The sequence below is a fragment of the Rhodococcus sp. NBC_00297 genome, from assembly GCF_036173065.1.
Classification (GTDB): domain Bacteria; phylum Actinomycetota; class Actinomycetes; order Mycobacteriales; family Mycobacteriaceae; genus Rhodococcoides.
Genome location: NZ_CP108041.1, coordinates 76,468 through 90,474 on the forward strand (window position 1 = coordinate 76,468; position 14,007 = coordinate 90,474).

The following is a 14,007-nucleotide window of genomic DNA, read 5'->3' on the forward strand; positions in this document are numbered from 1 at the left end:
ATCGAGGAGAACCATCGTGCAGTTGGCAGTCCACTATCCCTACTTCACCCTTCCGGGTGGCTCCGCGGCCACGGCGGGACTGCTCTCCGACTCCGCGCGCGCTGCGGAGGACGGCGGGTGCACGCTGTTCACGCTCATGGACCACTGGTTCCAGATGGAGAATCTGGCGACCGCGCAGGACCCCATGCTCGAGGGCTACACCTCGCTGGGCTTCCTCGCGGGCCGGACCGAGAGCATCCGCCTGGGCCTGCTCGTCACGGGCGTGACCTATCGGCATCCGGGGCTCCTGGCGAAGACGGTCACGACCCTGGACGTGCTCTCCGGCGGTCGAGCGATGCTCGGCATCGGTGCGGCCTGGTACGAGCGCGAGCACCGCGGCCTCGGTGTGCCGTTCCCGTCGACGGCCGAGCGGTTCGAGCGTCTCGAGGAGACGTTGCGCATCTGCAGACAGATGTGGAGCGACGACGACGGACCCTTCGAGGGCACGCACTACTCGCTGGCCGAGACGCTCTGCGAGCCGAGGCCGCTGCAGAGTCCGGGTCCGCCCATCATGGTCGGCGGGTCGGGGGAGAAGAAGACACTTGCGTTCGTCGCGCGGTACGCCTCGCTGTGCAACCTCTTCGCCCCCGACCAGGAGACCGTGGCACACAAGCTCGACGTGCTGCGCGGTCACTGCGAGCGCGAGAACCGCGACTACGCGGAGATCGAGAAGACCATCATCACCTCGCTCGACCCGGTGGCCGACGAGGCCGGATTCCTCCGGGAGATGGAAGGGTTCGCCGCGCTCGGAGTCGACACCGTGTGCGTGAGCCCGCAGGGACAGGACCCGGTGACCTGGACCCGGTCCGCCACCGCAGCCGTGGTCGACACACTCGCCGGATTGGAGAACTGACATGGACCTCCCGGGCAAGCACTTCCTGGTGACCGGCGCTTCCGGCGCGCTCGGATCGCGCATCACTCGCCGCCTGCTCGACGCCGGCGCCACCGTCACCGCGTCCGGCCGCTCGGAGCAGACGCTGGCCGGTGTCGACCTGGGCAGCGCGCACCTCGTGGCGTCGGACCTGACCCACCCCGCGGCCCCGGCCGACCTGATCGCGGCGGCCAAGAGCCACACCGGAACGCTCGACGGCGTCGTGATCGCCTCGGGCGTGGTGGCGTTCGGACCCGCGGCCGAGGTGGACGACGACACCGTCGACGATCTCCTGCTGGTGGATCTGCTGGCGCCACTGCGGCTGGTGCGATCGGCACTCACCGAGGTGGAGTCCGGGGGTGTCGTCGTCAGCATCAGTGGGGTGATCGCGGAGAAGCCCGTCGGCGGGATGGCTGCGTACTGCGCGGCGAAGGCCGGGATCAGCGCGTTCGTCGAGGCGGCTCGACCGGAAGCGCGTCGGCGCAAGCTGCGGGTCGTGGACGTACGTCCGCCGCACACCGAGACCGGTCTGGCCGGGCGCGCGATCGCGGGCACGGCGCCCACCATGCCGGACGGTCTCGATCCGGACGCTGTCGCCGACCGGATCGTCAAGGCCATCGTGGACGACGAGAAGGATCTGGCGTCGACCGACTTCAGTTGAGTCGGGTCAGAGAGCGCCGCGGCGGACGGTGGTGGGTGTCGCGTTCCACCACCGTCGGCACGCACGAGTGAAGGCGGACTGCTCGGACAGTCCCACAGCGGCCGCGATCTGACTCATCGGCAGCGACGTCGTCGTGAGGTACCGATGGGCCTCCGTGCGGCGCACCTCGTCGACGATCGCCGCGAACGACGTTCCCTCCCCGGCCAATCGGCGTTGCAACGTCCGCGGGTGCAGGTTCAGCAGATGTGCGGCACCGTCGATGTGCGGTGGGGTGGTGCCGAGGGACTGCTGCAGGATGGTGCGCACCCGCGGCGCCACCTCTGTGGTGGGTCCGGCACCTTGTCGGGCGAGGAAGGCGAGGGCCAAACGTTTGAGGTTCGAGTCCCCGCCGTGGAGCGGTCGGTTCTGGAGTGTGGCCGGGACCCGGAGGACGGCGGCGGGACGGCCGACGCTGACCGCGACGCCGAAGAAGTTCTCGTAGACCGACACCGGAGCCGCCGGCACGTAGGGGAGCTCGACCGAGCGGAGTCCGTAGGACCCGCCGACCAGTGCGATGGTGGCGCGGTGGAGGAACCCCAGCCCCATGTCGGTGCCCTGGACGGGCGCGACGACCCCGGGCTTCGTTCCGTACCGCAGCGCGACGATCCCCGGCGTCCCGTACGGGTCGGGTTCGGCACGCAGGCTGAGCGACTGGGCATGGATGAACAGGTAGTGCTCGGTGCACTCGAGTGCCTCGCCCACGGTCGAGGAGTTCTGGATCGCGAGTGCGAGCGGACCGAGCATGCCGAGATCCTGGCGCCGTGCGATCCGCAACCCCAGATCGGGGCACGCCAGCTCCGCCGCGGCGATCTCGAGAACCGCGGCCATGGCGACGTCCTCGACGAGGAGGTCGTCGGCGTCGAGCGCGTCCACGGGCAGCCCCGCCGCGACCGCGTACGCCTCGGCGTCCCCGCCCAGTTCGGCCACGGTCGCGCGGAAGCCGCGGAGACCGGCGGAGCGGATGGCGGGCACAGCGCTCACCTTGGGTCAGCTGTCGTCTGAAGTCAACTAGTTGTCGTGTGGTGTCAAGCCATCGGGTGGTGGCACGAGGACACTGGAGTCATGACGTCCACCACCGATCGACTCGACTCGTCCCCGACCGACACCACCCTCGAGCATCTCGACGTGATCGTCGTCGGCGCCGGGCTCTCCGGCGTCGGTGCGGGCTACCGCCTGTCGACGGAGCATCCCGGCAAGTCGTGGGCCATCCTCGAGGCGCGGTCCTCGATGGGCGGCACCTGGGATCTGTTCCGCTACCCCGGTGTGCGCTCGGACTCCGACATGTACACGCTCGGCTACCAGTTCAAGCCGTGGCGCGAAGCGAAGTCCATCGCCGACGGGCACTCGATTCTGAAGTACATCGAGGAGACCGCTGCGGAGTTCGGGATCGACGAGCACATCCGGTACGGGACCCGCGTCGTCGGCGCGGATTTCTCCACCGCGGAGGCTCGCTGGACCCTGACTCTCGACGTGACCGACGAGTCGGGAACCTCGCAGCAGCAGATGACGTGCGGCTTCCTGTACTGCTGCTCGGGCTACTACGACTACGCCAAGGGCTACAACCCCGACATCCCGGGACTCGACACGTTCGAGGGCACCGTGGTGCATCCCCAGTTCTGGCCCGACGATCTGGACTACGCCGGCAAGAACGTCGTCGTGATCGGCAGTGGCGCCACCGCGGTGACTCTCGTGCCGTCGATGGCGCGCGACGCCGGTCACGTCACGATGCTGCAGCGTTCACCCACCTGGATCAGCGCGGTCCCCGGACGTGACAAGCAGGCGGACAAGATTCGTGATCTTCTCCCGGCTGGTCTGGCGCACAGCGTGATCCGGGTCAAGAACATTCTGTTCAGCACCGGCTTCTATCAGTTCTGCCGGCGTCGTCCGCAGGCGGCACGGCGGCTCCTCACCAACCTCTCGACCAAGATCCTGGGCGACGAGAAGCTGGTGGCCGAGCACTTCACGCCCGAGTACAACCCGTGGGATCAGCGACTGTGCGCCGTCCCCGACGCCGATCTGTTCAAGGCGATGAAGAAGGGGAAGGCGTCGGTGGTCACCGACCGCATCGCCTCCGTGCGCCCCGACGGCATCGACCTGCAGTCGGGCGCCTCGTTGCCCGCCGACGTGATCGTCACGGCGACGGGGCTGCAACTGCTCGCCTTCGGCGGCATCGAGCCCAAGGTGGACGGCGTGACCGTCGATCTGTCGAAGCAGTTCGTGTGGCAGGGCGCCATGATGACAGGTGTCCCGAACTTCGCCATCTGCATCGGATACACCAACGCGTCGTGGACTCTGCGCGCCGATCTGACGTCGCGTCTCGTGTGCCGCGTGCTCGGCTACATGGACGACAAGGACTTCGCGTCCATCGTCCCGCAGCCCGACGGCCCGCTCGAGGAGCGTCCGCTGCTGGACCTGCAGTCCGGCTACGTCCAGCGCTCGATCGACGCCTTTCCCCGGCAGGGCGATCACGGCCCGTGGCTGGTGCGTCAGAACTACATTCTCGACTCCATCACCACACTGCGGGGCGACCTCGGCAAGACCCTCTCGGGGACGCCGCGTCGGTCGGTGCGACGCGCCGCCGGAGTCGCCTGACCCGCCATGCACAGGACCACCCATCGTCAACTCAGGGGTGACGGTGGGTGGTCGACCAGGCACGTCGGTCCGGGGCGTCCTGGACCGACATCGGCCGCAGTACGGGAGTGAGCAAACAGGCCGTGCAGAAGAAGTTCGTGGCCAGACCGCACGCCGACGAGGCGTTGAACGCCAGCCAGGTTTTCGCTCGTTTCACCGAGCGCGTGAAGTACAGCCGCCGGCACGCGTTCCGTTCGATGCTGCGACGGCCGAGATTCTGGAACTGACGTTCCGCGAGGCGCTGCGCCTCGGGGCTGCTCAGTGGTCTCGGCGTGACTAGGGACCAGGTGGAGACCGACCTCGCTGCCGCTCTCGATCTGTCCTGAGAGCGGCAGCGCGTCCGTCACATGCCGCGGCGCATCACGGCGTAGTAGGCGGACGGGAACACGCGGGCGAGGATGTCGACGGTGTGGGCACTCGCGGCGATGAGGACCCGTCCCTTGCGCTTCTCGACCCCGTCGAGGATGCGGAGTGCAGCCTTGTCCGCGGGATAGGTGAGCAGTTTGGCGAAGGTGGCCTTGCCGTCCGCGATCTCCTTGTCCGTCGCTCCGGCGGCCGAACCGGCCGTCTCGGCGATGCGGGTCTTGATGCCGCCGGGGTGCACCGACGTCACGCCGATCGTCGGCGCCAGTTCGTGGCGCAGGCACTCGGTGAACCCGCGGATGGCGAACTTCGACGACGAGTAGGCCGACTGCCCCGGAGGCGCCACGATGCCGAACAAGCTCGACACGTTGACGATGTGCGCGCCCGTGGATCGGCGCATCGTCGGCAGCAGACGTCGGGTGATGTCCACCGGCGCATGGAAGTTGATGGTCATCACCGAGTCGAAGTCCTTGGCGGTGAGTTGCTCGAACGAGCCGCCGAACGCGATACCGGCGTTGTTGATCAGCAGGTCGATGCGCTCGTGCCGCTCGATCACACCGTCGATGACCACGCCGAGCGCGTCGAGGTCGGAGAGGTCCGCGACGACGACGTCGACGCTGCGTGCCGGTGAGGCGGACTCGATGGCGCGTGCGACGTCGGCGAGCCGATCGGCGTCCCGGTCGAGCAGGATCAGATCGGTGCCCCGTCGCGCGAGCTCGTGGGCCATCTGCTCACCCATGCCACTGGCGGCGCCGGTGACGAGCGCGGTGGCGCCGGGAAAGCGGAAGGGGGGCAATGACGACATGACAACTCCTGAGCTCGGCGGTACCAACGTCTCGATCATCGCGGACGGCGGGCCGTCGTTCTTGACTTCAGGCGACACCGTCGTCGATCGCCCGCATCGAGGCGGTCGGGTCGCTACGGTGCACCGGTGACGCCTGACTCGACCGCTCCGCTCGCGTCCGGATCCGTGACGGTCCGCGCCGATGCCGAGGACGTGTACGCCCTCCTGACCGATCTCGACCGGCTTGCCGATCTGGCGGACGAGACGCACTCGATGCGGTGGGTGGGGAGCTCCGGCGCCCGTCCGGGTGCGTCCTTCGTCGGTCGGAACCGCAACGGTCTGCATCGATGGTCGACCACATGCACCGTGACCGCCGCCGACCCCGGAGCAACCTTCGCCTTCGACGTGCACTACGGCCCGTTCTCGCTGCCGATCGCGCACTGGCGCTACGACATCGACGGCGGTGGCGACGGCGGCGAGACCACGGTGACCGAGCGGATGTGGGACCGGCGTCCGCGGTGGTTCGTCGGCGTCGGCGGACTGGCGACGGGTGTCCGCGACCGCGCCACGGTCAACGGCGACCACATCGCGGCCACCCTCGAACGGCTCCGGCAGACCGTCGACGGTCCCCCGGATTCGTAGGGTGCGAGTGCGGGCACACTGGACGCCATGACGGCACACGCGACGATCGGCATCTGGACCGGAACGCTCGACGGGGTCTCCGCCTCGGCGGTTCCCGACGTGGTGGGGGAGGTGGAGTCGCAGGGCTGGCACTCGCTCTGGTTCGGCGAGGCCTACGGCCGCGAGGCGCTCACCGCCGCGCAGATGTACCTCGGCGCCTCGTCGTCGCTGATCGTCGGTACCGGCATCGCGAGCATCTACGCCCGCGACGCCGTGGCGACCGCATCGGCGGCACGTACCCTGCATGCCGTCTCGGGTGGTCGGTTCGTCCTGGGACTCGGCGTGTCGCACGCTCCGCTGGTCGAGCGCATGCGCGGTCACAACTACGGCAAGCCCGTCGCGGCGATGCGGGAGTATCTCGACGCACTCGACAACGCACCCGCGGCAGTGGCGGGGGAAGAGCAGAACCCACCACGACTGCTGGCGGCGCTGGGTCCGAAGATGCTCGAGCTGTCCCGCGATCGCACCGCGGGGGCGCATCCGTACCTCGTCACACCGGAGCACACGGCGACGGCCCGCGAGATCCTCGATGCCGGAGACGGCGAGAAGCGCCCGGAACTGGTCGTCGAGCAGGCGGCGGTGGTGGACCCGGTCGCCGACACCGACGCGGAGGTGTGGGCCGAACGCGCGCACGCGCATCTGAACATCTACACCGGGCTGCCCAACTACCGGAACAACTGGGAGCGTCTGGGTTTCGGGCAGGACGACTTCGTCCGCGGCGGCAGCGAGAAGCTCGCCGAGGCGATGGTGACGCGCGGACTCGACGCGACTGTGGCCCGAGTGCGCGAGCACATCGAGGCGGGAGCCACCAGCGTCCTCGTCCAGGTCCTCGGATCCGCGATGAACGTTCCGCCGGTGGACGACTGGCGTCGACTGGGTGAGGCCCTCGAGCTCTCCCGTTGAGCTGAGGGTAGCCTTACCGCAAGCCTGCTCCACCAGTCGTCCCCGAAAGGTTCTTCATGCGCGTCTCCGTCGGTGTGTCCGTCGCGGCCACCGTTCTTCTGCTCGGAACGGCGGCGTGCAGCTCGTCGGACACGGACTCGGCGCCGGCCGCGGACGCGTCGGGAGCCTTCCCGGCCGAGGTCACCGACAAGTTCGGGACCGTGACGGTCGAGGGTGCGCCGGAGCGTCTGGTGACCGCCGGGTACAACGACCAGGACTTCGCGCTCGCTCTCGGTGTCACACCCGTGGCCACCCGCGGATTCACGGGGTACGACTACACCACCCGACCGTGGGCCCAGCAGCAGCTGAACGGTGCCACGATTCCCGAGGTGGGAAGCGACACACTCGATCTCGAAGGTGTCGCGGCCGCGGAGCCCGACCTCATCATGGCGACGTACGCCTATCTGGAGCAGCCCGAGTACCAGCAGCTCGGACAGATCGCCACGACGGTCGGCGACATCCCCGGCTCGGACGGGTCGGAGACCCCGTCGTGGCGAGACCAGTTGGCCGCGTACGGAACCGCCCTGGGCAAGACGGCCGAGGCAGAGACCGTGCGTGACGAGGTCGACGCGACGTTCCTAGACGCCACGACCGAGAACCCGTCCTTCGCCGGCCGCACGGCTGCGGTCGCGCTCTATCTCGACGGCACCTTCTACATCCTCGACAGCGGTGACCCGCGGAACAGGTTCTTCACCGACCTCGGCTTCGCGACGCCCGAGACCACCGGAACGGTGAGCCCGGAGCGCTACGACCTGCTCGATCAGCAGACTCTCGTGCTGCTGGGCGTCACTCCCGAGGACGTCGCCGGTGATCCGCTGCTGCAGAGCCTGAACGTGGTGAAGGAGGATCGCACCGTCTACGTCGGCGAATTCGGGACCACCGTGCCGGCCGCTCTCGGTTTCGCCAGCCCCCTCAGCCTTCCGTACGCGGTGGACGCGCTCGTCCCGGTGCTCGCACGGGCCTCGGACGACGATCCGGCCACCCGCGTCGGCACCGTCGAGGGCTGATCGGTCCTGCTCACGGGTCGGAAGGTTAGTGTGACCCGACGACAGGGGTAACCGTGGGCATGAGCATCGAGCAGTACGACAGGGACGCGGGCGGCCCGCCCGAGACCGAGCACTGGTCCGAGGGCCCGGTCACCACCCCGGAGCGGGACCCGTTCTACGTCGCGCCCGACGGTTTCGAGAGTGCCGCGTGCGGCGACGTCCTGCGCACCAGACCCGTGCGCATCGGTGTGTTCGGCCGGGTGCGGCAGCGCGTGCAGGCCTGGCAGCTGCTGTATCGCACCGAGGATCTCGAGCGCGTGCCACGCGTGAGTGTCACCACGGTCTTGTTGCCCGCCGGAGCCGTCCCCGACGCGACGCGACCACTCCTGTCGTATCAGTGCGCCATCGACGCCGTGTCCGGTCGATCGTTCCCGTCGTACGCGCTCCGGCTCGGGTCACGTGCGCGCGGCACGGTGCCGCAGTACGAGTTCCTGCTCGTCCTGCACGCCCTGCGTCTGGGTTGGGCGGTCTCGATCCCGGATCACGAAGGCGCCGAGGGGCATTGGGGTGCGCCGCTCGAGCCCGGGTACTGCACTCTCGACGCCGTCCGGGCCGCGCTCTCGTTCGACGAGCTCGGTCTCGACACGACCACACCGGTCGGACTGTGGGGATACTCGGGTGGCGGGCTCGCGTCGTCCTGGGCGGCGGAGGCCGCGGGGGAGTACGCACCCGAGATCGAGGTCGTCGGAGCCGTTCTCGGGTCGCCGGTGGGTGATCCGGCGTCGGCGTTCTTCCGGCTGAACGCCACCCGCTACGCCGCGCTGCCGACTCTCGTCATCGAGGGTCTGCGGCGTACCTACCCGGCCCTGGACGACGTCATGCAGGAGTTCGTCACCGAGGAGGGTCTCGAGCTGCTGGCGTCGACGAACAAGATGACCACGATGCAGGCCATCATCGCGCTCCGCGGGTTCGACCTCGACGCCTACTCGACCATTCCCATCGCCGACGTCATGGCTCGTCCGGAGATGGTGACGATCTTCGAGGAGATCCAGCCGGGCCGGTCGGCGCCCGGATTCCCGCTGCTCGTCCTGCAGGCGACGCACGATCAGATCGTCGCCGTGGACGACGTCGACGGGCAGGTGACGCGCTATCGAGACGCGGGTGCCGAGGTCGAGTACGTCCGCGATCGCACGAGCGAGCACATCACGCTGCTGCCGCTGTCGGTCCCGCTGACGCTGCGATGGCTCGACGACCGGTTCGCCGGGCGCCGACCGGGACTCGCGGCCACCAGGACCGTCTTCTCGGTGGCGGCGTCGTGGCGCAGCGCCGCGGGTTATCTGGCCATGGCAGGCTCGGCGGCGAGAGCGCTGACCGGGCTCCCCATCTCCGTCCGCCGCACCCGACGCTGAGACGACACCACCCCCGCACCGAGGACTCGGTGCGGGGGTGGTGTGGTGTTCAGGAGCGAGATCAGGCCAGTTCGAAGCGATCCAGCATCATGACCTTGTCCCACGCGGCGACGAAGTCCTGGACGAACTTGTCCTTCGCGTCGTCGCAGGCGTACACCTCGGCGATGGCACGGAGTTCGGAATTCGAGCCGAACACCAGGTCGTTACGGGTGCCGGTCCACTTCGTCTGACCGGTGGCAGCATCCTTGGCCTCGTAGATGCCGTCCTCGGAGGTGGGAACCCACTCGGTGCCCATGTCGAGGAGGTTCACGAAGAAGTCGTTGGACAGTGTGCCGACCTTGTCGGTCAGAACGCCGTGCGACGAGTTCTGGTAGTTGGCGCCGAGAACACGCAGACCACCGACGAGGACGGTCAGCTCGGGTGCGCTGAGCGACAACAGGTTCGCCCGGTCGACGAGGGAGTACTCCGCCGGCAGCTTCTGGCCCTTGCCGAGGAAGTTACGGAAGCCGTCGGCCTTCAGCTCGAGGTCCGAGAACGAATCGACGTCCGTCTGCTCCTGCGTGGTGTCCATGCGGCCCGGGGTGAACGGAACGCTGACGCCAGATGCCTTCTCGAGTGCCGCGACGCCGCCGAGGACGACGAGGTCGGCGAACGAGACCGTTCCGGAGAACGACTCCTGGATGCCCTCGAGCACGCGGATGACCTGTGCCAACTCGTCAGGCTCGTTGACCTCCCAGCCCGCCTGCGGCTGCAGGCGCAGGCGACCGCCGTTGGCGCCGCCGCGCTTGTCGCTGACGCGGAAGGACGATGCTGCGGCCCACGCGGTCGAGATGAGCTGCTCGGTGCTCAGTCCGGAATCGAGGATGGTGGACTTGAGCTCGGCGATCTGTGCATCGTCGATCAGTTCGTGGTCGACGGCCGGGATCGGGTCCTGCCACAGCAGGGTCTCCGACGGCACCTCGGGTCCGAGGTACCGGCTGACCGGTCCCATGTCGCGGTGGGTGAGCTTGAACCACGCCTTCTGGAACTCTTCTGCGAGCTCCTCGGGGTGGTCGAGCCAGCGACGGGTGATCTGTTCGTAGATCGGGTCGACGCGCATCGCGATGTCCGAGGTCAGCATCGACGGATGGCGACGCTTCGTCGGGTCGGCGGGGTCGGGAACCAGGTCCGCACCCTCACCGTTCTTCGGACGCCACTGGTGTGCGCCGCCGGGGCTCTTGTAGAGCTCCCACTCGAAGCCGTAAAGCGTCTCGAGGAAGGTGTTGTCCCACTGCGTCGGGGTCGGGGTCCAGATGACCTCGAGGCCACTCGTGATCGCGTCTGCGCCGACACCGCTCTGGAAGCTGTTCTTCCAGCCCAGGCCCATCTGCTCGATCGGGGCGCCCTCGGGCTCGGCTCCGATGTGCGCATCGGGGTCGGCCGCACCGTGGGTCTTGCCGAAGGTGTGTCCGCCGACGGCCAGTGCTGCGGTCTCGACGTCGTTCATGGCCATGCGACCGAAGGTCTCGCGGATGTCCAGTGCGGACTGCACGGGATCCGGGTTGCCGTTCGGGCCTTCGGGATTGACGTAGATCAGGCCCATCTGCACGGCGGCCAGCGGGTTCTCGAGGCTCGTGCGATCACCGTCGTAGCGCTCGTCGCCCAGCCAGGTCTGCTCGGGGCCCCAGTAGACGTCCTCGTCCGGCTCCCAGGCGTCGACGCGACCGCCGGCGTAGCCGTAGGTGGGCAGTCCCATGGACTCGATGGCGACGTTGCCGGTCAGGACGATGAGGTCGGCCCAGGAGAGCTTGCGGCCGTACTTCTGCTTCACGGGCCAGATCAGGCGACGGGCCTTGTCCAGGCTCGCGTTGTCCGGCCAGCTGTTCAGCGGTGCGAAGCGCTGCATGCCGGCTCCGGCTCCGCCGCGTCCGTCCTGCTTGCGGTACGTGCCGGCTGCGTGCCACGCCATACGGATGAAGAAGGGGCCGTAGTGGCCGAAGTCCGCGGGCCACCACGGCTGCGAGTTCGTCATGACCGCTTCGATGTCGCGCTTGACCTCGGCGAGATCGAGCGAGTTGAACTCGGCCGCGTAGTCGTAGTCCGCGCCCATCGGATCGCCGACGGCGGGGTTCTTCTTCAGGATCTTGAGGTTCAGTGCCTTGGGCCACCACTCGTGGTTGGTGCCACCCTCGACCGGCATCGGCATCTTGTCGTGCATGACAGGGCAGCCGCCGGACGCGTCCTGCGGCTGGTCCTGGTTCATCTCTTTTTCGCGTGTTGTGTGGTCCTCGGACACGAGTTTCCCTCCAAGAGAAGATGAATGAACTGATTTCGCGGCGCCTTCGCGCCTCGACATCAGGGGCTGACGCTGGTGGAGCAGTTCTCGCACAGGCCCCAGTAGATGACCTCTGCCTCGTCGACGACGAAACCATGGGCCTCCGACGGAGTGAGGCACGGAGCCTCGCCGACGGCGCATTCCACGTCGGCGATGGTGCCGCACGCGCGGCACACGACATGGTGGTGATTGTCGCCGATTCTGCTCTCGTACCGCGAGACCGAGCCGGACGGCTGGATGCGCCGTACCAGTCCCGCGGTGGTGAGAGCGTGGAGCACGTCGTACACGGCCTGGCGGGAGACGTCGGGCAGGGTGGCCCGAACGGCTCCGTAGACGGTGTCGGTGTCGGCGTGCGGATGTTCGTGCACCGCGTCGAGCACCGCCAGACGGGGGCGGGTGACTCGGAGCGCGGCACCACGCAGCATCTCCGGGTAGTTCGACGATGGGCTCACGTCGAACAGTATGCACGACTTTTCTGGAATGAGTCAGGAAACGGGGCGCGAACACGGGTCGAACGGCGTGTCGTCCGGCCCCCGCGGGGGCATGATGCGAGGCGACATCCATCGCTCGCAGGGGGTACGAAGATGACCGCGTTCCAGACCGTCGCCAACGCCGCGAACCAGGTCGTTCGACCGCTGATGCGACTGCCCGTGTTGTCCGCCGTTCTCGGGCGTGGCCTGGCCACCATCACCTATACCGGTCGACGGTCGGGCCGTGCGATCTCGCTGCCCGTCTCCTACCGGCGATCGGGCGAGACGGTGACCGTGATGGTCGCAGCGCCGAGTCAGAAGGCATGGTGGCGCAACTTCCATCCCGATCCCGCCCCGGTGACCGTCGACATCGCGGGGGACCAGCATCGGGGGAGCGCACAGGCGGTGGTCTCCGACAAGGGGGGCGTGCGTGTCGTGATCACCCTCGACAGCTGATTTTCGGAGTACGACGAGCTGCTGGGTCGCGCGGGTCATCGCCACGTAGCGATCGACGGCGCTGTCCGCACTCGACCGGTCGACGAGATCGAACCCGAGGCCCTTCGCCGATCGTGCGCTCGACGATCGGATCCTCGCGGTGTCCGGTAGAGACGGCATCCCGATGACGCAGGCCACACCCTCACTCGTCGCGGCCCGCTCGTCCAGCACCGCCGCCAGGTCGTCGACGTCGGCGTGCCGGACGCCCACGCCGGTGGTGCGCACCGAGCGTGGCACGAGCGCGGCGCGCGCGCATCGCCGTCGCCCGTGGATCGCCGAGGCGGCGACGAGCGACATCGAGGACCGGGAGATCTGCTGTGGTCCAGGGGGACCCGACGTTCCTGCGGACCGCCGCCCTGTCATCGTCGTCGAGCCAGGGTGCGCAGTGGCGTAGGTACGCCGGCACAGTCGGCGCATCGTTGTGCGGAGTCTCCGCCTGCGGTGCCGCAGTGCCGCGTCGATTCCGGCGAGGTTCCCCTCATCGCCGATCGTCGCGTGCCTCGGCCAACCGCCTGATCGCGGACGGCCCCACTCCGTGTAGCGCGGACAAAGTCGCGAGGTTCGCCGGGAGGTCGTGCACCGTGCGATACCCCGCGTCGATCAACGCACCGGTCGCCGGCCGGCCGATGCGGACACCGTCGAACAGCGGTCCGCGGTCGACCGGCACGTCCCTCGTCATGCTGGTCAGCTGACGCCGAGGACCTTGATCGCGAAGATCAGAGAGTCGCCCTGCTGGATGCCGGCGCGCGGCTGACCGTTGGGGTAACCGTCCGCGGACGTCACGGCGACGCCGATGGTGGAGCCGACGGTCTGACCCGCAATGGCCTTCTGGAAGCCCGCCACGACGCCGTCGAGCGGGAACTCGACCGGGGCACCGCGCTGGTAGCTGCTGTCGAAGGTGGACCCGTCCCGACCGTTGACGCCCATGTAGCAGACGGAGACCGTCGCATCAGGAGCCACGACGGGGCCGTCGCCGGCCTGCAGGGTCTGCACCTGTGTCTCCGCGACGCTGAAGGGGGCCTCGACGGTCACCAGGGGAGCGGCGTCGTCGGTGGATCCGGTCACCGCGATGCTGCCGGTGTCACCGTCGAGGTCCCACTCGGCCGCGGCACCGGACTCGGGCGCCGCGGTGGGGCACGACTCGGCAGCTGCGGTCGACGACGACCCCGCGGACGAGGATGCAGCGCTGGAGGAGGTGGCGGCAGATGGCGTGTCGTTGTCGGAGCTGCATCCGGACAGCACCAGGACGAGCGACGCGGACGAGGCCAGCAGGACACCGAAGGTACGAGAGGAGTTCACGCCCGACACGCTACAGCCGCCCG

The 14,007-nt window shown here is 68.6% G+C and carries 15 protein-coding genes and 1 pseudogene; 10 read left to right on the plus strand and 6 right to left on the minus strand.

Features of this window, described 5'->3' with window-relative positions:
• The first annotated feature begins 16 nt into the window (after positions 1 to 16).
• Together OG947_RS00350 and OG947_RS00355 are read left to right on the plus strand one after the other, a co-directional pair.
• Complete coding sequence (locus OG947_RS00350; protein WP_056445133.1) at positions 17 to 892, plus strand: LLM class F420-dependent oxidoreductase; 876 nt, start codon at positions 17 to 19, stop codon at positions 890 to 892.
• A gap of 1 nt (position 893) precedes the next feature.
• Positions 894 to 1,571, plus strand: coding sequence for an SDR family NAD(P)-dependent oxidoreductase (locus tag OG947_RS00355; RefSeq protein ID WP_222631246.1), 678 nt, complete (start codon positions 894 to 896; stop codon positions 1,569 to 1,571).
• Positions 1,572 to 1,577: 6 nt separating this feature from the next.
• Here the strand turns inward: OG947_RS00355 and OG947_RS00360 are convergent, their stop codons facing one another.
• Positions 1,578 to 2,591 (minus strand): AraC family transcriptional regulator, encoded by a 1,014-nt coding sequence (locus OG947_RS00360; RefSeq protein WP_285184736.1) that lies wholly within the window; start codon positions 2,589 to 2,591, stop codon positions 1,578 to 1,580.
• Positions 2,592 to 2,672: 81 nt separating this feature from the next.
• Here OG947_RS00360 and OG947_RS00365 point away from each other — a divergent pair, with 81 nt between their 5' ends.
• On the plus strand, positions 2,673 to 4,202 hold the full coding sequence (locus OG947_RS00365) for a flavin-containing monooxygenase (protein WP_051613240.1): 1,530 nt from the start codon (positions 2,673 to 2,675) through the stop codon (positions 4,200 to 4,202).
• A gap of 50 nt (positions 4,203 to 4,252) precedes the next feature.
• Positions 4,253 to 4,411 (plus strand): annotated as a pseudogene (locus OG947_RS22625) (Clp protease N-terminal domain-containing protein); the annotation flags it as partial.
• A gap of 173 nt (positions 4,412 to 4,584) precedes the next feature.
• Here OG947_RS22625 and OG947_RS00375 read toward each other — a convergent pair.
• Positions 4,585 to 5,409: an SDR family NAD(P)-dependent oxidoreductase gene (locus OG947_RS00375; protein WP_037185420.1), complete on the minus strand. Its 825-nt coding sequence runs from the start codon at positions 5,407 to 5,409 to the stop codon at positions 4,585 to 4,587.
• A gap of 126 nt (positions 5,410 to 5,535) precedes the next feature.
• Here OG947_RS00375 and OG947_RS00380 point away from each other — a divergent pair, with 126 nt between their 5' ends.
• The 4 genes from OG947_RS00380 to OG947_RS00395 are packed head-to-tail and all read left to right on the plus strand — an operon-like array spanning position 5,536 to position 9,406.
• On the plus strand, positions 5,536 to 6,030 hold the full coding sequence (locus tag OG947_RS00380; RefSeq protein ID WP_056444477.1) for an SRPBCC family protein: 495 nt from the start codon (positions 5,536 to 5,538) through the stop codon (positions 6,028 to 6,030).
• 27 nt (positions 6,031 to 6,057) lie between these two features.
• Positions 6,058 to 6,972, plus strand: coding sequence for a TIGR03620 family F420-dependent LLM class oxidoreductase (locus tag OG947_RS00385; RefSeq protein ID WP_037185417.1), 915 nt, complete (start codon positions 6,058 to 6,060; stop codon positions 6,970 to 6,972).
• Positions 6,973 to 7,028: 56 nt separating this feature from the next.
• Positions 7,029 to 8,018, plus strand: coding sequence for an ABC transporter substrate-binding protein (locus OG947_RS00390; RefSeq protein WP_328812873.1), 990 nt, complete (start codon positions 7,029 to 7,031; stop codon positions 8,016 to 8,018).
• A 59-nt stretch (positions 8,019 to 8,077) separates the two neighbouring features.
• Positions 8,078 to 9,406, plus strand: a complete 1,329-nt coding sequence (locus OG947_RS00395; RefSeq protein ID WP_328812874.1) for a lipase family protein — start codon at positions 8,078 to 8,080, stop codon at positions 9,404 to 9,406.
• Between the two features lie 61 nt (positions 9,407 to 9,467).
• On the opposite strand, the gene katG is transcribed toward OG947_RS00395, so the two are convergent.
• A complete protein-coding gene (katG, locus tag OG947_RS00400; RefSeq protein WP_328813930.1) occupies positions 9,468 to 11,648 on the minus strand; it encodes a catalase/peroxidase HPI in 2,181 nt (726 codons plus the stop codon).
• Positions 11,649 to 11,740: 92 nt separating this feature from the next.
• Positions 11,741 to 12,145, minus strand: a complete 405-nt coding sequence (locus OG947_RS00405; RefSeq protein WP_037185410.1) for a Fur family transcriptional regulator — start codon at positions 12,143 to 12,145, stop codon at positions 11,741 to 11,743.
• Between the two features lie 159 nt (positions 12,146 to 12,304).
• On the opposite strand from OG947_RS00405, the gene OG947_RS00410 reads away from it, so the two are divergent.
• Both OG947_RS00410 and OG947_RS00415 read left to right on the plus strand, forming a co-directional pair.
• Positions 12,305 to 12,646, plus strand: a complete 342-nt coding sequence (locus tag OG947_RS00410) for a nitroreductase/quinone reductase family protein (protein ID WP_328809834.1) — start codon at positions 12,305 to 12,307, stop codon at positions 12,644 to 12,646.
• 139 nt (positions 12,647 to 12,785) lie between these two features.
• A complete protein-coding gene (locus tag OG947_RS00415; RefSeq protein ID WP_328812876.1) occupies positions 12,786 to 13,079 on the plus strand; it encodes a hypothetical protein in 294 nt (97 codons plus the stop codon).
• An 84-nt stretch (positions 13,080 to 13,163) separates the two neighbouring features.
• On the opposite strand, the gene OG947_RS00420 is transcribed toward OG947_RS00415, so the two are convergent.
• The gene (locus tag OG947_RS00420; RefSeq protein WP_027505403.1) at positions 13,164 to 13,364 is read right to left on the minus strand and encodes a hypothetical protein; all 201 of its coding nucleotides are present in this window, start codon (positions 13,362 to 13,364) and stop codon (positions 13,164 to 13,166) included.
• A gap of 5 nt (positions 13,365 to 13,369) precedes the next feature.
• On the minus strand, positions 13,370 to 13,993 hold the full coding sequence (locus tag OG947_RS00425; protein ID WP_328812877.1) for an FKBP-type peptidyl-prolyl cis-trans isomerase: 624 nt from the start codon (positions 13,991 to 13,993) through the stop codon (positions 13,370 to 13,372).
• Positions 13,994 to 14,007: the final 14 nt, after the last annotated feature.